This is a genomic window from Cobetia sp. 1CM21F, assembly GCF_023161745.1.
GTDB lineage: Bacteria > Pseudomonadota > Gammaproteobacteria > Pseudomonadales > Halomonadaceae > Cobetia > Cobetia amphilecti.
Genome location: NZ_JALNTQ010000002.1, coordinates 1204503 through 1226447 on the forward strand (window position 1 = coordinate 1204503; position 21945 = coordinate 1226447).

At 65.3% G+C, this 21945-nt stretch carries 16 protein-coding genes; 4 read left to right on the top strand and 12 right to left on the bottom strand.

The features are described 5' to 3' along the window. Nucleotides 1-48: 48 nt before the first annotated feature. The 7 genes from tldD to MSG32_RS10890 all read right to left on the bottom strand — a co-directional run bounded on the left by tldD (nucleotide 49) and on the right by MSG32_RS10890 (nucleotide 10953). Nucleotides 49-1509, bottom strand: coding sequence for a metalloprotease TldD (gene tldD / locus MSG32_RS10860; protein ID WP_248379529.1), 1461 nt, complete (start codon nucleotides 1507-1509; stop codon nucleotides 49-51). Then, nucleotides 1506-5771: an AsmA-like C-terminal region-containing protein gene (locus MSG32_RS18095; protein ID WP_248379532.1), complete on the bottom strand. Its 4266-nt coding sequence runs from the start codon at nucleotides 5769-5771 to the stop codon at nucleotides 1506-1508. The genes tldD and MSG32_RS18095 overlap by 4 nt, the downstream gene beginning before the upstream one ends. Nucleotides 5772-5851: 80 nt before the next feature. Beyond that, on the bottom strand, nucleotides 5852-7315 hold the full coding sequence (gene rng / locus MSG32_RS10870) for a ribonuclease G (protein WP_043332570.1): 1464 nt from the start codon (nucleotides 7313-7315) through the stop codon (nucleotides 5852-5854). Between the two features lie 185 nt (nucleotides 7316-7500). Continuing rightward, nucleotides 7501-8181 (bottom strand): Maf family protein, encoded by a 681-nt coding sequence (locus MSG32_RS10875; RefSeq protein WP_248379535.1) that lies wholly within the window; start codon nucleotides 8179-8181, stop codon nucleotides 7501-7503. A gap of 210 nt (nucleotides 8182-8391) precedes the next feature. Then, on the bottom strand, nucleotides 8392-8874 hold the full coding sequence (gene mreD / locus MSG32_RS10880) for a rod shape-determining protein MreD (RefSeq protein WP_043332574.1): 483 nt from the start codon (nucleotides 8872-8874) through the stop codon (nucleotides 8392-8394). Beyond that, nucleotides 8874-9851: a rod shape-determining protein MreC gene (gene mreC, locus MSG32_RS10885; protein ID WP_348983980.1), complete on the bottom strand. Its 978-nt coding sequence runs from the start codon at nucleotides 9849-9851 to the stop codon at nucleotides 8874-8876. Before mreC ends, mreD begins: the two co-directional genes overlap by 1 nt. Nucleotides 9852-9915: 64 nt before the next feature. Further along, nucleotides 9916-10953 (bottom strand): rod shape-determining protein, encoded by a 1038-nt coding sequence (locus MSG32_RS10890; RefSeq protein ID WP_043332576.1) that lies wholly within the window; start codon nucleotides 10951-10953, stop codon nucleotides 9916-9918. A 329-nt stretch (nucleotides 10954-11282) separates the two neighbouring features. On the opposite strand from MSG32_RS10890, the gene gatC reads away from it, so the two are divergent. The 3 genes from gatC to gatB all read left to right on the top strand — a co-directional run bounded on the left by gatC (nucleotide 11283) and on the right by gatB (nucleotide 14633). Then, nucleotides 11283-11570, top strand: a complete 288-nt coding sequence (gatC, locus tag MSG32_RS10895; protein WP_043332578.1) for an Asp-tRNA(Asn)/Glu-tRNA(Gln) amidotransferase subunit GatC — start codon at nucleotides 11283-11285, stop codon at nucleotides 11568-11570. A gap of 130 nt (nucleotides 11571-11700) precedes the next feature. Then, entirely contained in the window at nucleotides 11701-13179 is a 1479-nt protein-coding gene (gene gatA, locus MSG32_RS10900) for an Asp-tRNA(Asn)/Glu-tRNA(Gln) amidotransferase subunit GatA (protein WP_248379537.1), read from the top strand. Further along, nucleotides 13179-14633, top strand: coding sequence for an Asp-tRNA(Asn)/Glu-tRNA(Gln) amidotransferase subunit GatB (gatB, locus tag MSG32_RS10905; RefSeq protein WP_248379540.1), 1455 nt, complete (start codon nucleotides 13179-13181; stop codon nucleotides 14631-14633). Before gatA ends, gatB begins: the two co-directional genes overlap by 1 nt. Before the next feature lie 94 nt (nucleotides 14634-14727). Here gatB and moeB read toward each other — a convergent pair whose 3' ends face one another. The 5 genes from moeB to hemA form a co-directional block, all read right to left on the bottom strand. Continuing rightward, a complete protein-coding gene (gene moeB / locus MSG32_RS10910) occupies nucleotides 14728-15486 on the bottom strand; it encodes a molybdopterin-synthase adenylyltransferase MoeB (RefSeq protein ID WP_248379542.1) in 759 nt (252 codons plus the stop codon). Between the two features lie 72 nt (nucleotides 15487-15558). Further along, a complete protein-coding gene (locus MSG32_RS10915; protein WP_043335877.1) occupies nucleotides 15559-16059 on the bottom strand; it encodes an Lrp/AsnC ligand binding domain-containing protein in 501 nt (166 codons plus the stop codon). A gap of 287 nt (nucleotides 16060-16346) precedes the next feature. Continuing rightward, nucleotides 16347-17195, bottom strand: a complete 849-nt coding sequence (prmC, locus tag MSG32_RS10920; protein WP_248379545.1) for a peptide chain release factor N(5)-glutamine methyltransferase — start codon at nucleotides 17193-17195, stop codon at nucleotides 16347-16349. A gap of 1 nt (nucleotide 17196) precedes the next feature. After that, nucleotides 17197-18282 carry a peptide chain release factor 1 gene (gene prfA / locus MSG32_RS10925; protein ID WP_043335881.1) on the bottom strand — a complete coding sequence of 362 codons (1086 nt, stop codon included), beginning with the start codon at nucleotides 18280-18282 and terminating at the stop codon, nucleotides 17197-17199. Further along, nucleotides 18279-19550: a glutamyl-tRNA reductase gene (gene hemA, locus MSG32_RS10930; RefSeq protein WP_192838326.1), complete on the bottom strand. Its 1272-nt coding sequence runs from the start codon at nucleotides 19548-19550 to the stop codon at nucleotides 18279-18281. The genes prfA and hemA overlap by 4 nt, the downstream gene beginning before the upstream one ends. A 598-nt stretch (nucleotides 19551-20148) precedes the next feature. On the opposite strand from hemA, the gene MSG32_RS10935 reads away from it, so the two are divergent. Further along, the gene (locus tag MSG32_RS10935) at nucleotides 20149-21915 is read left to right on the top strand and encodes a DUF6584 family protein (RefSeq protein WP_248379547.1); all 1767 of its coding nucleotides are present in this window, start codon (nucleotides 20149-20151) and stop codon (nucleotides 21913-21915) included. Nucleotides 21916-21945 lie beyond the last annotated feature (30 nt).

Genomic DNA, 21945 nt, shown 5'->3' on the forward strand with positions numbered 1-21945 from the left:
CCACGGCGGTGTCGTCGTATTCATCGCTTCATTGTGAACGCGACCCGCTCAGGATTGCGTGCCGCCGACCGTCAGCTCATCGAGCTTCAGCGTCGGCTGACCGACGCCGACGGGCACGGACTGGCCGTCCTTGCCACACACGCCGACGCCGGTATCCAGCTCCAGGTCGTTGCCGATCATCGAGACGCGGCCCATGGCTTCCGGCCCGTTGCCGATCAGGGTGGCGCCCTTGACCGGTGTGGTCACCTTGCCGTCTTCGATCAGATAGGCTTCGCTGGCGGAGAACACGAAACGCCCGGAGGTGATGTCGACCTGACCACCGCCGAAGCTGACCGCGTAGAGGCCACGCTTGACGCTCTTGATGATCTCCTGCGGATCGCGATCGCCATCCAGCATGTAGGTATTGGTCATGCGCGGCATCGGCAGGTGCGCGAAGGACTCACGGCGCGCATTGCCCGTCGGCGCCATGCCCATCAGGCGGGCATTGAGCTTGTCCTGCATGTAGCCGGTGAGGATGCCGTCCTCGATCAGCGGCGTGTACTGCCCCGGGGTGCCTTCGTCATCGACGGACAGCGAGCCACGGCGATCGGCCAGGGTCGCATCATCGACAACGGTGACGCCGCGTGCCGCGACCTGCTCACCCATGCGGCCCGAGAAGGCAGAGCTGCCCTTGCGGTTGAAGTCCCCTTCCAGACCATGACCGACCGCCTCGTGCAGCAGCACGCCCGGCCAGCCATTGCCCAGCACCACCGGCATCTGGCCGGCCGGTGCATCGATGGCCTCGAGATTGACCAGCGCCTGGCGCACGGCTTCACGCGCGTAACGCTCGGCGACATTCTCATCGCGCAGACGGGTCAGCGGGAAACGACCACCGCCACCGGCACTGCCACGCTCTCGACGGCCATTGCGCACCGCGATCACGCTGATGTTGAAACGCACCAGCGGACGCAGGTCCGCGGCGAGGGTGCCATCGCTGGCACGCACCATCACCACCTCGTAAAGCGCCGACAGCGAGGCCGACACCTGACTGATGGACGGGTCAAGGCTGCGCGCGATGCGGTCCGCTTCCTTGAGCATCGCGACCTTGTCCTCGGCGCTCAGGCCATTCAGCGGGTCGATGCCCGCATAGAAGGACGGCGCCTCGGTGATGATCGAGCGCGCGACCGTGCCGCTGCTGCCGCTGCGCGAGATACCCGCTGCAGTACGGCCAGTGTCGGCAAGCGCGGCGGCATCGATCTGATTGGAGTACGCGAAGCCGGTCTTTTCCCCCGCCAATGAGCGTACGCCCACGCCACCATCGATGTTGTAGCTGGCGTCCTTGACGACGCCGTCTTCCAGCACCCAGCTCTCCTGCCAGATACGCTGGAAGTAGAGGTCGGCATAGTCGGTGCCCGGGCCCATGGCATGTGCCAGGCCAGCATCCAGATCATCCAGGCTGAGCCCGCCCGGGGTCAGCAACAGGGCCGCGGCATCGTCGAGCACGCGCCCGGAACTCGCATTTTGCGTCATTCGGCACTTTCCAGAGTAATGTTCGGGTCGCCCCAGGGGCCTGATACCCGATAGTGAATTTGCGTCACCTTGTCGATGAAGCGGCCGAAGATCTTGTCGGCCACGAATAGCGCCCCGCCCACGGCGGGCGCGCCTGCCAGCACGGCGGCCAGCGGAAGGTTCTGGCTGACCGGCACCGTGATGGCCATGCGTTGATCAAGGGTACCGCGAAGCAGATCGACCTGCCCGTTGAGTGTCACGGTGGTGGACGGCGCCTCGATACGCAAGGGGCCATCGCTTTCCAGCCGCCCATCGAAGAGCGTCGCTGCGCCGCGCACCTTGTCGAAGGCCGTCCCCTTGTCGGTGACATCAGAGAAGTCCAGCGACAGCCGGCGCAGCAGGTTATCCACATTGACCAGCCCCAGCAGGCGGGCAGAGGTCGAGCCCAGATTCAGGAAGCGTCCGTCATCCAGCTTGACCTCGACACGACCATTGGAGCGCGACAGGGCAAAGTCCTGCGGCGCACCGGGCCAGGCCAGCTTGACCTCGGCCCGGGCGCGGTCCGCCTCGATGCCGCGCGGCTGGGAGAGACGCTCGAGCAACCCGCCCAGGTCACTGCCATCGGCGGACAGGCGAGCGCGCGTCAGACTGTTGGCGCCGGCATCTTCCCAGGTGATGTTGCCCACTGCGGTGATCTTGCCCAGCGTGATGGAGAGCGGCAACACCACCAGCTGCTGGCTGTCGGCGGTCCAGTCGGCACTGATCGGCCCCAGCTGCTGATCGCGCCAGATGAGGTGTGCCAGACGCAGACTGCCCGCGGGCAGGTCGGCAAGCTCGGCGGGATACGGCGTCGGCTCGATGCCGACATCGATAGCCTCGGTAAAGTTGCCTGGCGCACTGGCGGTCTGCGTCTCCTGCTCGGCATCCGCGGGCCACAGGGCATCGAGATTCAGGGTATCCAGGTCCAGAATCAGCGGTCGCGCGGCACCTGACTGCCACACCAGCTCGCCACTGGCGAGCTGACCATCCAGCGTCGCGGCCAGCCCCAGCCCTTGCTGCTGTGAGCTCTGGCGCGGCGCGGCCTCGAGCGTCATCGGCCCCGTACACCGGGACTGGATCATCAGGCAATCGGTGGCAACGCGCAGGCGTGACAAGGCACGCAGGGGGTCACTCTGCTCAGCGTCGCTGCCCCCACCACTCGCGCCACCTTCACCGGAGAGCGCTCCCGCCCACGGCTTCCAGAGCTCGGGGGCGAGGGTCGGTGTGCGCCAGGCGATGTCCCAGCCGGTCTGGGTGGGCCACTGCGGGTCACTCGGCCAACGCTCCAGCCACAGCTGTCCCGTCATCGGCACCGTGCTGCCATCGTCACGCGTATTGCCGCCTTTCCAGCGTGCACGGGCGCGATTGTCGAGGCGCACATCACCGCCACCCTCCGCGAGCCCGATATCCACCGCCAGTGGTGCCGCCTCCTCTCGCGTCTTGCCAAAGGGTGCCGGCAGATTGATGGCGACTCCCTTGAGGTCACTCGAGAGCGCCAGACTGGCGCCGTCATCCGGCAGCATCAGGCGCGCCTGGTAGTGGAACTCGCCGCCCAGCGCGCGCGGGCTCTCGCCGTCCTGCAAGGCGGCCCGGGTGTCCTCGGTGGCATCGCCGATCAGGTGCTCGGGCGCGCCCAGCCAGCCTAGCACCGGCGCCAATGGCGCCTTGCCGTCGAAGGTGATCGCGCCCTTGCTGCTTGAATCTGCCTGCCCGATGTTGAGCGCCGCCTTGACCGCACCACCGAACAGCTTGCCGGAGAGATTGCCGGTCAACTGCTCACGGCGCCCCTCGGGGCGCGATGGGTCATGCACGAACTCGAGCGGCCCGCGAATGCCGTCAACCTCGATGCCCGGCCCCGGGAAGGCCAGCGTCGCAGCCTGGCGATCGCCGACCTTGCCCGCCGCCGTGATGTGCGTCTGCTCGGCGTCCTCCAGCGGCACGCGGATGTCCATCGTCGCATCCACCGAGCCCTTGCCCTGCCATTCGGCGATCAGCGCAGCGGTATCCTCGAGCGGCGCATGCGAGAGCAGATCGAACAGCGCCTCGACGCTGCCGGTCACGTCACCCTGAATCTTCAAGGTATTGTCCTGCATGTCGACGTCGGCCTGACGCACCGCCAGGGGCGCTGCACTGCCCAGCGCCGTGGCCGGCTGAGAGCGCGCCGCCGCGACCGTGGCACTCAACGTATTGTCGTGCAGCGCGAGGTTGCCCTTCACACCCTCCAGCGCAGGCCAGCCCTCGGCGTAACCGAGTCGCCCGTCCTCGATGGCCAGCTCAAGGTCCATCGAATCACCGGGGCCATAGCCATTTTCACCATTGTCGTCATCCCACACCTGAGTGAGATGCAGGCTGCCCTCGGGGACCTGCCCCGCGACATCGCGCGTCAACCACTCGCTCAGCGCCGGGTCCAGCACCTTCATCGGCAACCAGGAGGCCAGCGGAATGCTGCGGGCGTTCACGTCGCGCATCTCGAGATCCAGCTGGAAGCGGTCATGGTCCTGTGCGGGAATCTGCAGGCCGAAGCCCCCCGTCACATCAGCGCCAGCGCGCTGGATATGCAGGTCATGCCCCGAGACGCTGCTGCCACTGTCATCGACCTTGACCTCGACCACTCCGTAGGCAACCTCGAGCTGCCAGCCGTCGCCGAAGACCTCGGGGAAGTGGAAGCGCATGCCCGGGTCACCGCGAAACGCGATCCGGCTCGCGATGCCACCCTCATCAAGACTCTGCGCGGTGACCCAGGCCGCCAGGGGCCCGAGTCCCGGGGCGCCCTGCCAGGGTTCCACCTCGGCGCCGGTCAGGCCCAGCGCCAGCTTCATGGTCAGCGGGGTATCGAGGCCGATCCCGGCCAGCGACAGGGAGAGGCCGGTGGCCGTGCCACGCGGATCGAGAGACTCGAGCACATTGCCCAGCTCGCCGAGCGCCAGCACGTTGCGCCAGCGCGCCACCTTCTCCAGATCGAAACTGCTGGTGACCAGCGACACGCTGCCCTCGGCGAGATCCCCCGACAGCGAAATACGCTCGGGCAGACTGGCAAGCGCCGCGGAGACTTCTGGCGATGACGCCGCTTGCGGCGTCTGGCCGTCACTGTCGGCCACCGGAGTGCCGGCCACCGGGGCGCCGGCCGCCGGGGCGTCATCGAGTTGCGTGGCGCCGACCGAGATCTGATTGAGCCAGGCCTGCCAGCGATCACTGCCCGCCAGGTCGCGCAGCCACTGGCCACGCGCATGAATGTCCTTGAGCGCCAGCTGGGCGCCATGGTGATCCAGCGTCAGGCGATTGAGATCAAGACGCAGACGAGCATCTTCCAGTCGCGCGTCACGCCAGCGCGCCCACAGCGTCGCGTTGCCATCGGCGTCACGCAGCATCAGGCTGTCGCGCTCGCCCATCAGACGCCCGACACTCGCCAGCGCACCGGCGTCCAGCTCCACCTGCAGCTGGGCCGAGTAGTCGGCGAGGCCGTCGTCTCCCGGCAGCACCTCAAGCACGGCGCTGACACCGGCCTGAGGCGATTCCCCGACCCGCAACTGGCCCTCCAGATGCGCGCGATCGCCTTCTCCCGACAGCAGCAGCTCGGCGGCATTCAGGTTGAGGGTATCGTTGCGACCATGCAGCACCAGGCGCACGTCCTCGAGCCGCACACGCTGACGCGCCAAAAGCGCCAGCCCCTGCTCCGTCTGCGCAAGGCTCATCTGCCCTTCGGGTTCGAGCGCTTCGGGAGGACGCGGCGGCCCCGGCCAGCCCCAGCTGCCATCTTCGCGCTGGTACAGGTGGACGATGACGCCGGTGGCGGTGGCGCGATCAAAGACAGGCGCCAGATGGCGCAGGGAGGAAAGTACATCGAGACGGGTTTCCAGATGCGACACGCTCAACAGCGGCGCCGCCTGCATCTCGTTGGGTCGAAAGAGGTTGAGACCCGACAGCTTGATGGCCGGATCAAGGTGATCCATGCGGCCCTCAAGCGATGACATCCCCACATTGGAGTGGGTCTGGGTGGCAATGAAGTCACTGATGGACTCACTGCGCGAATCCAGCGTGGTCAACCACCAGCGCAGGCCCCCGATCAGGATGGCCAGCACCGCCAGCAGCACCGCGAGCGCCATCAGCAGTCCGCGCGCCCAGCGCCGCCCACGCGAGGGTGGCGCTGGCGTCGCAGCTGACGAAGACGGGGCGTCGTCGACACCCTCCTGCGCCGCCTCTTGCGAGGTAGAACGTGCCGCCTCTTGTGAGGTAGAACGGGTCACTGGTGGTTCTCCGAACAGGACAGACTCACGATGTGGATAACGCGACTCCCGGCTTCATCGCAGGCGCAGCGGCTGACAGATCACATGAGCACAATATCGTACTGCTCCTGGGTGTAATGCGCCTCGACCTGGAAGCGGATGGTCTTGCCGATGAAGCTCTCGAGGTCCGCCACGGCCGCGGATTCCTCGTCCAGCAGGCGATCGACCACGTTCTGTGAGGCCAGCACCATGTAGGTATCCGGGCTGTAGGCGCGCTCTTCGCGCATGATCTCGCGGAAGATCTCGTAGCAGACCGTCTCCGGGGTCTTGAGGGTGCCGCGCCCCTGGCAGGTCGGGCAGGCCTCGCACAGTACCTGCTCCAGACTCTCGCGCGTGCGCTTGCGCGTCAGCTGCACCAGACCCAGCTCGGTCACGCCGGTCATCTTGTTCTTGGCATGATCACGCTCCAGCGACTTCTCGAGCACGCGCAGCACCTGGCGCTGATGCTCGGTCTCTTCCATGTCGATGAAGTCGATGATGATGATGCCGCCGAGATTGCGCAGGCGCAGCTGGCGCGCGATGGCGGTCGCCGCCTCGAGATTGGTCTTGAAGATGGTCTCTTCGAGGTTGCGATGGCCGACGAACCCGCCGGTGTTGACGTCGATGGTGGTCATCGCCTCGGTCTGGTCGATCACCAGATAGCCGCCACTCTTGAGCTGCACCTTGCGGCCCATCGCCTTGTGCAGCTCATCCTCGACACTGAACAGATCGAAGATCGGCCGCTCGCCGGGGTAATACTCGATGCGCCCTTCCATGTCCGGCATGAACTCGCTGGCGAATTCCTTGAGCCGGATGAAGTTCTCGCGCGAGTCGATGCGCACGCGCTCGATCTCGTCACGCATCACGTCGCGCAGCGTGCGCATGAACAGCGGCAGATCATCATAGATCACGCTGGGCACGGCGGCGGTCAGGCGACGCTCGCTGACCTTGCGCCACAGGCGCAGCAGGAAGTGCATGTCCTGCTTGAGCTCGGCCTCACTGATGCCTTCGGCCGCCGTGCGCAGAATGAAGCCGCCGGGGGCTTCCGGATCCAGCGCCGTCAGGCACTGCTCGGTCAGCTCCTTGAGGCGGTCACGCTCGGCATCGCTCTCGATGCGCTGCGACACGCCGGTATGCGGCGAGTCCGGCATATAGACCAGATAGCGTGACGGCACCGACAGATGCGTGGTCAGCCGGGCGCCCTTGGTGCCGATGGGGTCCTTGGTGACCTGCACCACCAGTGGCTGGCCTTCGCTGAGCAGCTCGCGGATCGAGAGCTGCTCATCATGCGGCGTGTGCGCCGGCATGACTTCCTGGGCATGGATGAAGGCGGCCCGTTCGAGACCGATGTCGATGAAGGCCGCCTGCATGCCGGGCAACACTCTCACCACCTTGCCACGGTAGATGTTGCCGACGATGCCGCGTCGCCCGCTGCGTTCGATGAAGGCTTCCTGCAGGACACCGTTCTCGACCACCGCCACGCGGGTCTCCATCGGTGTCAGGTTGATCAATACCTCGCCGCTCATAGCGCAAGTCCTTGTAAAGTCGTTGCTTGCGATTATGACATAGCAAGGGAGCCCCCGGCTGTGATCTATCGACTAAGGATTTCCTGCAACGGGTATTTTGTGCCACGCACGCAAGCCATCGTCCTTCACGATGGCGCTGGAGTGCTGTCTCGACACCCGACTGACGCAGTGCGGAACATCGCCCGTCAGAGCGGTTGCCAGGGCTGAACGCCCGCCTTGCTCAGAAGCTCTGCGGTCTCATGCAGCGGCAGCCCGACCACGGCGCTGTAACTGCCCTCGAGATGACTGACGAAGACAGCGCCGAGCCCCTGGATGGCGTAGCCACCCGCCTTGTCAGCGGGCTCACCGGTCGCCCAGTAGCGCGCGGCCTCCTCTGGGGTGATGGTGCGAAAAGTCACGCGGCTCTCGACCAGCTCGCTCGCGCAGCGCATGTCGCGCCCGGCGTCGCCATGACACAGCGCCACGCCACTGAGCACCTGATGGCTGCGCCCCGACAGGCTGAGCAGCATCTCGCGCGCATCGGCCTCATCGCGCGGTTTGCCGAGAATGCGCCCATCCAGTGCCAGCGCGGTATCCGCGCCGAGCACTCGCCGCCCCGCCGTCTGGCCTGCCGTCCGCTGCGCCAGGGCCGCGAAGCCGGCCTGCGCCTTCTCCCGCGCCAGACGCAGCACGTAATGCTCCGGCGACTCATTGGCCTGCGGCGTCTCATCGATATCCACCGGCGCCACCTCACATTGGATGCCGATACTGGCCAGCAGGTCACGACGACGCGGCGACCCCGAGGCCAGAATCAATTCCGCTTGAGCAGCGCCCTGTTGATCAGTGCCCTGTTGAGCAATGCCCTGTTGAGCAACGTCCTGAGACATCACTGTGCGCTGCGTCGCGGCGTCAGAGTTCGCAAAGAGTGAGGAAGTGGGGCTTTCGGTGTCAGGTGTGGATGGCCTGGAAGTGGATGACCTTGAACTGGATGACATGGAAGACCTCGTGAAGAGAAACATGGCTGACAAGTACCAGAAAGCCGCCCGTAGGCGGCTTTTGGAAGCTGACAAGAAGCGCTATCGATGCGCCAGTGGCACTCAGGCCGCGACCCGCCGACGCAGCATCTGCAGCAGGGTATAGAGCCACGGCCACAATGCACCGCCGATGACCGCCGAGAGCAGGAACGACAGGCTGACGGGGCCGGCACCGAACAGACTGCGCAGCCATTGATCCAGCAACTGCGCGATGCCCAGCACCACGATCACCAGCAACGCCTGCTGCAGCAGTGAATAGGCGCGAATGCGCTGATAGAGCAGCACGCCCATGAAGGCCGTCAACGACAGCACCAGGGCGTTGTGCCCCAGCGGTGCGCCCTGCAGAACATCCAGCGCCAGCCCGAACAGGAAGCCGTGGAAGACACCGACACTCTGCGGCGAGACGATGCACCAGTAGACCAGCATCAGGCCCAGCCACTGGGGCCGCCAGATCAGCCACACATCCGGCAATGGCATGACCTGCAGACACAGCGCCAGCAGCAGCGAGAACCAGCACAGCAAGGTGGTCTGGGGACGAAAGGCCATCAGTTGTTCTCCCCAGCAGCATCGGTGGGTGCCTGAGCGTCTGCCGCATCCTCGGCGGAGCCTTGCGCGGCATCATCACCCTCGGGCCTGGGCGCCGCCAGGTTGTCACGCGGCAACTCATCGAGGCTGTCATCGACATACAGGTTGTCGGTGTCCACTGGCGGCGGCATCTGGATCAGGAAGTTGCGCGAGCGCTCCAGCTGCGCGATGGGCTCGGCACTCACGCGGGCGAACGGCTTGCCGGGGTCATGATAGACCTCGGTGACACGTGCCACCGGCAGGCCGCGCGGAAAGCGCAATGCCAGTCCAGAAGTCACCAGCAGATCACCGACACGAATGTCGGCGGTGTCCGGCACATGCAGCACATCGACCTGGTCGATCTTGCCGCTGCCCTGGGCGATGAAGCGCAGGCCATTGCGATTGATCTCCACCGGCACGGCGTGGCTGGCATCACTGATCATCAGCACACGACTGTTGTAGGCCGAGGTGGAGATGACCTGCCCGACGAGGCCATAGGCATCGAGCACCGGCAAGCCAATGCGCACGCCATCCTGCTCGCCGCGGTCCACCACCATGCGGTGGGAGAACGGGTCAGCATCGAGGGTCAGCAACTGGGAGGTGATATAGGGGATGTCGCTACGCTGCCCGGCATTGAGCAATTCGCGCAGGCGCGTATTCTCGGAGGTCAAGCTCGCCATGCGTTGCACACGGCTGGACAGATTGAGCAGCTGTTCGCGCAGCGCGCGATTCTCGTCGGCCAGCTCCTGCTGGTCGGCAAACACCAGCGCGCCCCAGCTGATGCCTTCCGTCGGCAAGCTGACGACCCACTGCACGGGCGATACCAGCGTCGCCATGCTGGCGCGCACATCGACCATCCAGCTGAAGCGATCTTCGGCAAACATCAGCGCGAGTGACAGCACCGCGCACAACAGCATGCGGTAGCCGGGCACGGGGCAACGCGTGAACAGGGGTTTGATAGCACTTCCTCCGACAGGCCGGGACCAGCCGTACAGCACACAGCATGCCCGGCCCCGGACGAGGTCAATCGCTCGACAGCAGCTCGAAGGTGTGCTGATCGATCATTTCCAGCGCCTTGCCACCGCCACGCGCCACACAGGTCAGCGGGTCTTCGGCGATGATCACCGGCAGGCCCGTCTCTTCCGCGATCAGCTTGTCGATGTCACGCAGTAGCGCACCACCACCGGTCAGCACCAGGCCGCGCTCGGCGATGTCGGAGGCCAGCTCCGGCGGCGACTGCTCGAGCGCGCTCTTGACCACCGAGACGATGGCCGCCAGCGGTTCCTGCAGCGCATCGAGGATCTCGTGGGAGTTGAGCGTGAAGGAACGCGGAATGCCCTCAGCCAGGTTGCGGCCGCGCACGTCGATCTCGCGCAGCTCGCCACCCGGGTAGGCACAACCGATCTCTTCCTTGATGCGCTCGGCCGTCGCCTCACCGATCAGGCTGCCGTAATGGCGACGCACATAGGAGGTGATGGCTTCGTCGAAGCGGTCACCGCCGATACGCACGGATTCGGAATAGACCACGCCGTTGAGCGAGATGATGGCGATTTCAGTGGTACCACCACCGATATCGACCACCATGGAGCCCATCGCCTCTTCCACCGGCAGGCCCGCACCGATCGCGGCAGCCATCGGCTCCTCGATCAGGTAGACCTCACGCGCGCCGGCCCCTTCGGCCGATTCCTTGATGGCGCGACGCTCGACCTGGGTCGACATGCACGGCACACACACCAGCACACGAGGGCTGGGTGTCAGGAAGGTGCTCTGATGCACCTTGCGGATGAAATGCTGGAGCATCTGTTCGGTAACGGTGAAGTCGGCGATGACGCCGTCCTTCATCGGACGGATGGCCGTGATATTGCCGGGGGTACGCCCCAGCATGCGCTTGGCATCGGCACCGACGGCCGCCACACTGCGGGCATTCCCGGACTGGCGAATGGCCACGACTGAGGGCTCGTCGAGCACGATACCGCGACCGCGCACATAAATAAGCGTGTTGGCAGTACCCAGATCGATCGACAGATCGCTCGAGAACAGCCCACGTAAACGTTTAAACATGGAAGTTGATCACCTAGTCCAGACCGGAACCCTGTGCAGACGCGAACGGTACCATTGCCACCCCATGGCGGCAAGCTGACACGCCTGCCAGAGCGACGCAGATGTGGTACATTTCACGCCGAATCACACTGTAACGGCGCATTCGGCGACAGATTGCTCCATCGCTGCAAAGCGCGCTGTTTTACAGGGTAACGGGCATCGGGTTTGCCGGGACACCACAATTTTCGAATTCGGCCTTTCGCGCACCTTGCGCCAGCCCGATTCCGTGTGGTCGTCTCCGACTCCTGCCGTCACCTCAAGCCTCTCGAAGCCAAGACAGGGAAACTTCAATGGCCCTTGAACATTCAGATGTGCTGCGTGCCGCTCACCTCGCACGCCTGGGTCTTGCCTCGCAGGATGCCGAAGCCTACGTCGAGGATCTCGACCGGATTCTCGCCATGGTCGACCAGCTGCAACAGGTCGATACCGACGGCATCGCACCGCTGGCGCACCCGCTGGAAGCCACGCAACGCCTGCGCGCCGACGAAGTCACCGAATCGAATCAGCGCGAGCGTTTTCAGCAGGTGGCCCCGGCCACAGAGCAGGGTCTGTATCTGGTTCCGCGCGTCGTCGAGTGATCTCGCCTGGCAGGTCGCTCACGCATCGTGACCGGCTGCCATCGGATACCACGTCACGCGGCACGCCCCGTCCGCCCCGGAATTTCTGCGGACGATGCCCGGCGCATCGTCTGCACTGATGGAATCGAACATGTCATCGTCCATTGCACTACATGACAAGACGCTCAGTGAGCTGGCGCAAGGCCTGGAGGCCGGCGAATACACCAGCCGCGAGCTGACGGAAGCCTTCCTGGCCCGTATCGAACGCCTCGACGGCGAGCTCAACAGCTACATCACCCTGTGCCGCGAAGACGCGCTGCGTGATGCGGATGCCGCCGATGCACGCCGTGCCGCTGGCAATGCCGCCGCGCTGACCGGCGTGCCGATGGCCATCAAGGACATCTTCTGCACCGAAGGTGTGCGCACCAGCTGCGGTTCGAAGATGCTCGACAACTTCGTCGCGCCCTACGACGCCACCGTGATCGAGAAGCTCAAGGCCGAAGGCGTGGTGATTCTCGGCAAGACCAACCTCGATGAGTTCGCGATGGGCTCCTCGAACGAGAACAGCCACTACGGCGCCGTCAAGAACCCGTGGGATCTGTCCGCCGTGCCGGGTGGCAGCTCCGGTGGCAGTGCCGCCGCCGTCGCCGCTGGCCTTGCGCCGGCCGCCCTGGGCACCGACACCGGCGGCTCCATCCGCCAGCCGGCCGCCTTCTGTGGCATCACCGGCCTCAAGCCGACCTATGGCCGTGTCTCGCGCTACGGCATGATCGCCTACGCCTCCAGCCTCGATCAGGGCGGCCCGATGGCCCGCTCCGCCGAAGACTGCGCGCGCCTGATGAACGTGATCGCCGGCGCCGACCCGCGCGACTCCACCAGCGTGGTGCGTGGCGTGCCGGATTACGTCGAAGGACTGGACTACAACCTCAAGGGCCTGAAGATCGGCCTGCCGAAGGAATACTTCGGCGAAGGCCTGTCCGAGGATGTCGAAGCTTCCGTGCGTGCCGCGATCAAGGTCTTCGAGGATGCCGGTGCCAGCGTGCAGGAAATCTCGCTGCCGCATACCCACCTGGCCATCCCGACCTACTACGTGATCGCACCGGCCGAGGCCTCCTCCAACCTGTCGCGTTATGACGGCGTGCGCTTCGGCCATCGCTGCAAGGACCCGCAGGACCTGGAAGACCTCTACAAGCGCACCCGCGAGGAAGGCTTCGGCGACGAGGTGAAGCGTCGCATCATCATCGGCACGCACACCCTGTCCGAAGGCTTCTTCGATGCCTACTACATCAAGGCCCAGAAGGTGCGTCGCCTGATCCGCCAGGACTTCCTCGATGCCTTCGACCAGGTCGATGTGCTGATGGGCCCGGCGGCGCCGACCCCGGCGTTCGATCTCGGCGCGCACAAGGACCCGCTGTCCATGTACCTGCAGGACCTCTACACCATCGCCATCAACCTGGCGGGCATTCCGGGCATCAGCGTGCCGGCTGGCCTGGCAGGCAAGCGCCCGGTGGGTCTGCAGATCCTCGGCCCGCACTTCGGTGAGCAGACCCTGCTGGGCGTCGCGCACCAGTTCCAGCAAATCACCGACTGGCACCGCCAGCGCCCGGAATTCGGACAGGAGCAAGCCTGATGCAATGGGAAGTCGTAATCGGGCTTGAGGTTCACGCTCAGCTCGCCACCCAGTCAAAGATCTTCTCCGGCTCTTCCACCACCTACGGTGCCGAGCCCAACACCCAGGCCAGCGCCGTGGACCTCGGCCTGCCGGGCACCCTGCCGGTGCTCAACGAGCAGGCCGTGGCCATGGCCGTGCGCTTCGGCCTCGCCGTCGATGCCGCCGTTGCCGGTCGTTCGGTGTTCGAGCGCAAGAACTACTTCTACCCGGATCTGCCCAAGGGCTACCAGACCAGCCAGATGGATCAGCCCATCGTCGGCCCTGGCGTGCTCGAGATCCTTCTGGAAGACGGCACGCGCAAGTCGATCCGCATCCACCACGCCCACCTCGAGGAAGATGCCGGCAAGTCGCTGCACGAAGACTTCCAGGGCATGACCGGCATCGACCTCAACCGTGCCGGCACACCGCTGCTGGAAATCGTCTCCGAGCCGGACATGCGTTCCGCCAAGGAAGCGGTGGCCTACGTGAAGGCGATCCACGCCATCGTCACCTACCTGGGCATCTCCGACGGCAACATGGCCGAAGGCTCCCTGCGTTGTGATGTCAATGTCTCGGTGCGCCCCAAGGGTCAGGAAGCCTTCGGCACCCGCGCGGAGATCAAGAACGTCAACTCCTTCCGCTTCATCGAGCGCGCCATCCACTTCGAGGTGGAGCGTCAGATCGAGCTGATCGAGGACGGCGGCAAGGTCGTGCAGGAAACCCGCCTGTATGATCCGGACGCCGACGAGACGCGCAGCATGCGCACCAAGGAAGAAGCCAACGATTACCGCTACTTCCCGTGCCCGGACCTGCTGCCGGTGGAAGTGGACGAGGCCTACATCGAACACCTGCGCCAGACCCTGCCGGAACTGCCGGCCGAGAAACGCGCACGCTTCGAAAGCGAACTGGGCCTGTCCGCCTATGACGCCAGCGTGCTGTCCGCCAGCCGCGAGATGGCCGACTTCTTCGAGGAAGTGAAGGATGTCTGTGGCGACGCCAAGCAGGCCGCCAACTGGGTGCAAGGCGAGCTGGCCGGTCGTCTCAACAAGGAAAACCTCGACATCACCGTAAGCCCGGTCTCCGCGGCCCAGCTGGGCGGCCTGATCAAGCGCATCGTCGATGAGACCATCAACGGCAAGGCCGCCAAGCAGGTGTTCGCCGCGCTGTGGGATGGCGAAGGCGAGAGCGCAGACGAGATCATCGAGTCGCGCGGCCTCAAGCAGGTCACTGATACCGGTGCCATCGAAGCCGTGGTCGATCAGGTGATCGCCGACAACCCGGCCCAGGTGACCCAGTATCAGGAAGCCGAGCCGGACAAGCGTGGCAAGATGATCGGCTTCTTCGTCGGTCAGGTGATGAAGGCCTCGCGCGGCACCGCCAATCCGCAACAGGTCAACAAGGTGCTGAAAGACAAGCTGGATAGCCTCAGCTGAGCCTGTCCATCAGCCGCTGAATGAAAAAAGCCCCCACCGTCATCACGACGCTGGGGGCTTTTTCATGCTCTATCGAACGGCAATCAACAGCCGCCTATGCGGGCTCACGACCACCACATACCTGGCAGCCGGGGTCGCGCTTGAGGCCCATGCGCCGCCATTCACCGCTCAGGCCATCGAAGGTCGCAAGGCCGCGATGCACGCTGCCGGCACCGCTGATCAGCTTGAGCGCTTCCAGCGCCTGGAAGGCGCCGATGATGCCGACCAGCGGCGCGATGACCCCGCTCTCGGCGCAGGTCAGCTCTTCATCGCCCAGCTCATCCGGCGGATACAGACAGCCATAACATGGCGCCTGTGGCTCACGGCGATCGAACACCGCCAGCTGGCCGGAGAAGCGTATCGCGGCACCGGAGACCAGCGGGGTGCCCGCTGCCACGCAGGCGGCATTGATCGGGAAGCGTGAGCTGAAGCGATCGGTGCAATCGAGCACCACGTCTGCGGCGGCCACCTGCTCGGCAAGTGCCTCGACCTGCAGGCGCTCTGACAACGCGATCACCTCGGCATCGGGGTTGATCGCCAACAGCGAGGCGGCGAGTGATTGCGCCTTGGGCTGATCGATATCGGCGTCACCATGGGCGATCTGGCGCTGCAGATTGGACAGCTCGACGTGGTCATCATCGGCCACCACCAGGGTGCCGATGCCCGCGGCTGCCAGATAGAGCGCTGCCGGGCAGCCCAGACCACCCGCCCCGATCACCAGAACCCGCGCCGCCAACAGGCGCTGCTGCCCGGCGATGTCGACCTGAGGGAGCAGGATCTGGCGCGAGTAGCGCAGCAATTGCGAATCTTGCATGGGAGAAAAGCCGCCTATCGGTAAATGAAGTGAGAAGCCACGAGCCCTGCCCGACAACAACAGGGCTTGCCATTACTTGGCATCCAGCTCCTCGATATCGGGCACATGCAGCGAGAACTGCTCCTTGACCTCTTCCATCACCACATAACTCTTGGATTCCTTGACGCCGGGCAGCGTCAGCACCACATCGCCGAGCAGCTGACGATAGGCGGACATTTCCGGAATCCGGCACTTGAGGATGTAGTCGAACTGCCCAGAGACCAGATGACATTCCTGGATCTGCGGCAGCTTGGAGACGGCGCGGCGGAATTCATCGAACACCGACGGCGACTGCGTCTCGAGACTGATCTCGACGAAGACCAACAGATTGGCCTTGAGCGCCTTGGGGTCGAGCACCGCCTTGTAACCGCGGATGACGCCGGCACGCTCGAGGCGTTTGACGCGCTCCAGGCACGGCGTGGTGGAAAGGCCGACTTCCGAGGCAAGGTCGACATAGGAGATACGAGCATTCTCTTGCAGGCAACGCAGAATCTTGAGGTCGATGCGGTCCAGAGAGCGTGATTTTGCTTTCATTGTAATAGTTTTCCCAGCAGGGTGACTTGCAGCAGGATCATCCGTGCTCCTGGCTTCCGTGCAGTCAGGCCGTCGGATAACAAGGGGGTTATCAGATGACCATGCCAATCATGCAGGTTCATTACTATCATACCCGGCCAACAGGGGATACGCCTTCACTGGCGGTACTGTGACGAGGATTCCACGCAGACTCCACTGAAAACGGTGGAATGCACTACAGGGGTGCCAAGCGCGAGGATGTCAGCGGGGAGCACGCACGGGCACCGCTAGACGGCGCCCGGCGATCATCAGGCCAGCTTGCCCAGCGTGATGCGTTCGCGCCCGCCCAGGTCTTCCAGGGTCTCGACGTCGACGAAGCCGCCGGCACGCAGTGCCTCGCGCACTTCATTGCCCTGGGTGAGGCCATGTTCCAGCATCAGGTGGCCGCCTGCGGCCAGGTGCTGCGGCGCAGTGGCGATCAGATGCAGGAAGTCCGCCAGCCCTGACTTGGCCGCGACCAGCGCCGAGCGCGGCTCGAAGCGCACATCGCCCAGCGCGAGATGCGGGTCATCATCGGCCAGATAAGGGGGGTTGGCGGTAATCAGCGCAAAGCCGCTCTCGGTGACGGCACTGAACCAGTCACTTTGGCGGAATTCGGCATTGGCGATCGCCAGACGCTCGGCATTGCCGCGTGCAAGCTGCACGGCTTCCTCGATGAGATCGACTCCCAGCACCTGCCACTGCGGGCGATGACGCGCAAAGGCCAGCGCGATGGCACCGGTGCCGGTGCCGAGATCCAGCAGCTTGCCGCTGGTGGCCTCGGCCAGTTCCAGCGCGCATTCCACCATCACCTCGGTGTCCGGGCGCGGAATCAGTGTGGCCGGTGAACAGGCCAGCGTCAGGCCATAGAATTCACGCCGCCCGAGCAGATGTGCCACGGGATGGCCCTCGGCGCGACGCGCCAGCAGCGCCTCGAAACGTGCCACGCCCTCGGCGCCGGCCTCGCTCTCGAGATCACGATCGCCCCAGGTGTAGAACCAGGTGCGCTCTCGTCCCATTACCTCGCCCAGCAGCAACTCGGCATCCAGACGCGGAGAATCGCTGCCCGCCTCGCTCAGACGGGCAGTCGCGGCTGCCAGGGTGACATCGATTCTCACCTTATTGCTCCTGCAGTGCGGTCAGCTGATCGGCCTGGTATTCCACCACCAGTGGCTCGATCACTTCGTCCAGCTGGCCGGCGATCACTTCATTGAGCTTGTAGAGCGTCAGGTTGATGCGGTGATCGGTCAGACGCCCCTGCGGGAAGTTGTAGGTCCGGATGCGCTCGGAGCGATCACCGGAGCCGACCAGCTTGCGACGGGCATCGGAGGTGGCCTGTGCCTGGGTGTCCACCGCGGCCTGCTTGAGGCGCGCCGCCAGCAGTGACATGGCGCGCGCACGGTTCTTGTGCTGGCTGCGCTCGTCCTGACACTCCACCACCACGCCGGTGGGCAGGTGGGTGATGCGAATCGCGGAATCGGTAGTGTTGACGTGCTGACCACCGGCACCGGAGCTGCGATAGGTATCCACGCGCAGATCGGCCGGATTGATGTCGACATCACCGACTTCATCGGCCTCGGGCATCACCGCCACGGTGCAGGCCGAGGTATGGATACGCCCCTGGGATTCGGTGGCGGGCACGCGCTGCACGCGGTGCGCGCCGGACTCGAACTTGAGGCGCGAGTAGACGCCCTCGCCCTTCACGCGGGCGATGACTTCCTTGAAGCCGCCGTGCTCGCCGTGGCTGGCGCTGACGGTCTCGACCTTCCAGCCCTTGAGCTCGGCGTAGCGTGAATACATCTTGAACAGGTCACCGGCGAACAGCGCCGCCTCGTCACCGCCCGTGCCGGCACGCACCTCGAGGAAGACGTTGGCACCGTCATCCGGGTCACGCGGAATCAGCAGCTGGGTGATCTCGGCTTCCAGCGTCTCGAGCGCCGCATCGGTATCGCGGACTTCCTCACGCGCCATGTCGCGCATCTCTGGATCACTGTCCTCCGCCATCGCCAGCGCGGCGTCACGGTCTTCGTTCAGGCCGCGATGGCGGCGCCATGCCTCGATCAATGGTTCAAGCTCGGCATACTCCCGCGACAGGTCGCGGAACCTGGCCTGGTTCCCGATCACTTCGGGCTCCGACAGCAGTGCGGATATCTCCTCGAAGCGGTCATGGAAGGTGTCGAGCTTGGTGATGAGGCTGTCTTTCATGAAGGGTCCTGTGATGAATCAGCCGGCGCGAGCAGAAGCGTCTGGGCCGTCTGAAGAATATCCTGGCGATCGTCTCCCGAGGCCTGGCGCAGTGCCAGCGTCGGGTGATGCATGAAGCGATTGGCCAGCTGGCGTGCCAGCTGCGCGACCACTTCCTGGGGGTCGCGTCCCTGATCGAGCTCCGCCAGCGCCTGCGCCTCGCATTCGGCGCGCAGTTGCTCGCCATGGCTGCGGTAGCGCTTGATGACTTCGCCGCCACTGCGCACCCGCTTGAGGTGCAACCAGGCGTTGACGCCCTGGCGAATCAGCTCTTCTGCCTGGGCAGCGGCCAGCTCGCGGTGGCGACGATTCTCGTCGATCACTTCCTGCAGGTCATCGACCGTATAGAGGAAAACATCGTCGAGGTCGCCGACCTGCGGCTCGATATCGCGCGGAACGGCGATGTCGACCATGAACACCGGCTTGTAGCGGCGCTTCTTGAGCGCGCGTTCCACCATGCCCTTGCCGAGAATCGGCAGCTGGGAAGCGGTGGAGGCTATCACGATATCGGCATTCTCGAGGGCATGCGGAATGCCTTCCAGGCCGATGGCGCTCCCGCCCAGCTCATCGGCCAGACGCTCGGCGCGCGATACGGTGCGGTTGGCGATGCACAGGTTGGCGATGCCCGCTTCCTTGAGATGGCGCGCGACGAGTTCGATGGTCTCGCCGGCACCGATCAACAAGGCATTGGCCCGCGAGAAGTCATCGAAGATGTGGCTGGCCATGCTGACGGCGGCGTAGGCCACCGAGACGGGGTTCTCGCCGATACCGGTCTCGGTACGCACCTGCTTGGCGACCTGGAAGATATGCTGGAAGAGCTGCTCGAGCTCACCGCCCAGCCCCACCGAGTTGCGCGCGAACTGATAGGCGTCCTTGAGCTGGCCCAGAATCTGCGGCTCGCCCAGCACCATCGAGTCCAGCCCCACCGCGACACGGATCAGGTGGCGTACCGCCTCTTCTCCCAGGTGCTGATAGCTGCAACGCGACAGCTCCTCCACCGGCAGGCGATGAAAACGCCCCAGCCACTCGAGCACCGACTTGGCGCCATCGCTGGTCACGCAGTAGAGCTCGGTACGGTTGCAGGTCGACAGCACCGCCGCTTCGGAGACCGCCGGCAGGCGCTTCAATTCGCCCAGCGCGGCATCGAGCTGCGCGGGCGTGAAAGCAACGCGCTCGCGCACGTCAACGGCGGCGGTGCGGTGATTGATGCCAAGGGCAAGAAGGGTCATGGAGTCAGTCGTCAGGGTCTGGCCGGCAGGAATCGGCGTCAATGTCAGGCGGCTCTCGGTGCTGGCCTGCCGCGAGGCCAAGGCCAGGACAGCAGGTAATCCGCGCAGGCTCGGTGCCTTTACACCTGTCGACTCAATGGGGACAAAGGCGGCTGACATAAAGGCACACAGGGCTGCCGAAGCGGCTGAGATCGTAATATTAGCGCGCTCATTCTACCACAGCGTCTGTACCACGCGACCCCGCAGCACGTCGCAGCCGATGAGGATTTTCCATGATGCTGGCAGGCTATCGCTATCAGCCCGCGCGGCGTATCTGTCGGCATACGAGGTGGCCGGCGGGTCATGCCTCTTGCTTGCATCGGCAACGCTATCCCCGCTCGCCGCCAGCCGTTATGCTGCGAGACACGACGCCTTCATCAGCGCCACACTGCGCGCATGACCTGGCCTGCGGCTCGACCGCCCCGTTCCCTCACCCTGCTCCCACTGACAAACGCGAGGTTGCATGCACGCTTCGACTGCCGCTGAACATAGCCCCCCGCACGCGCACGCCTGCCTTGATGCCCCCCGTCGCCCGCGCGCCGGATGGAAGTCCTGCGTCGTGGGCGGATTGCTGCTGGGCATGACCGGCTGTCAGTCGATGAGCGACTCCGCGCCCCTGATGGCGCAGCCCGACCCGCTGGCCACGGCGCCGCCCATCCAGCAGGGCCTGGATGCCGACAGCCTCAATCAGCTGCTGAGCGCCGAACTCGCCGGACAGCGCGGTGACTATCCCCGTGCCGCCAATGGCTATCTGGCCGCCAGCCGTCACTTCGATGACCCGGAACTGGCGCGCCGCGCCGTGCTCGCGGCCCGTTTCGCCGACAACCCGGCCCTGCTGGAGCGCGCCGCCGAACGCTGGCAGCAACTCGATGAGTCCGCCAGCGAGCCCGGCATCATCCGCGCCCGCCTGGCGGTCGAGCGAGGCGACTGGCAAGCCGCACTCGAGCAGCGCCTGATGCTCACCGCCAGTGGCGGCAACGGCAATCTGGCGACCCTGGCCGAGCAGGCGATCGATGCCGGTGCCGAGCTCGAACCCCTGCTGGCGATGCTGGAGGCGCATATCGCCCAGCATCCCGAGCAGCCGATGCCCGAGATTGCCGCGGCACTGTTCGAGGCAGCGCTGGGCGATGAGACAGCCGCGCGTGCACGCCTGGTGCGCCTGGAAAGCGCTCACGCCACATTGGCGGAGCTCTGGCTGGCGCGCAGCGAGATCGAACGCAGCGCGGGGCGTCTCGAGGCGGCGCGGCGCGCGGTGGCCCGAGGCCTTGAGATCGCCCCCGATGACAGTCGCCTGATCCTGAGCGCCGCGCAGACCGAACTGGCCAGCGGCGATCTGGACGCGGCACGCGAGCGCATCGACAGCCTCATCACCCGCCATCCCAACGCGCCACGTCTGCGCCTGGCGCTGGCCAGCCTCTATCTTGATGCCGATTCCCCCGAGGACGCCCATCGCCTGCTGCTGCCGCTGCTCGACGAAGACCCGGCACCGGACGCCGCCTATGCCCTGCTGGGGCTGGCCGCCGAGTCCAGCGGCGATGTCGACAACGCCATCCTTTACTACCGTCAGGTGCCGGACGGCGAGCGCTACATTTCCAGCCGCGCCCGTGCCGCCCAGTTGCTGGTCGAACATGAGCGCACGGACGAGGCCCGTCAGTTCCTGGCCGTGGAACGCCTGCGCCATCCGCGTCATGCCATGACGCTGCTCAGCTTCGAGATCGACCTGCTCGACTCCCAGGAGGCGCATGCCGAGGCCGATGCCCTGCTCAGCAGCAGCATCACCACACGCCGCAAGGCGCTTGCGCAAGCCATCGCCGCCCAGGAGACCGACACGCGCAACACGCTGGAAAGCGAGCTGGGCAGCCTGTTGTTCCTGCGTGGCATCCGCCGCCTGGAAGATGATCAGCTGGGCGGCATGGAAGAAGACCTGCGGGAAGTCATCGCGCTGGAGCCCGACAACGCCAGCGCCTACAACGCGCTCGGCTACACCCTGCTGGTGGAGACGGACCGCCTCGAGGAAGCACTGGCCTTGATCGAGCGCGCCCATGCGCTGTCGCCCGACGACGCGGCCATTCTGGATAGCCTCGGCTGGGGCCGCTATCTGACCGACGACCTCGACAATGCGCTGGCACCGCTGGAAGCCGCCTGGGCCCAGCAGCAGGATGCCGAGATCGGTGCCCATCTCATCGAGGTGCTGTGGGCGCTGGGCCGCGAGGATGAAGCCCGCGGCCTGGCGGTAGAGCTGAGCGAGCGCTTTGAAGAAGCCAGCGAGCTCGAAGCCCTGTTCCAGCACATCCCCGAGCTGCGCCCGGTCGTCGACGCGCCCTGAAGGGCACTGCCACGCTACCCGGCACTTTCT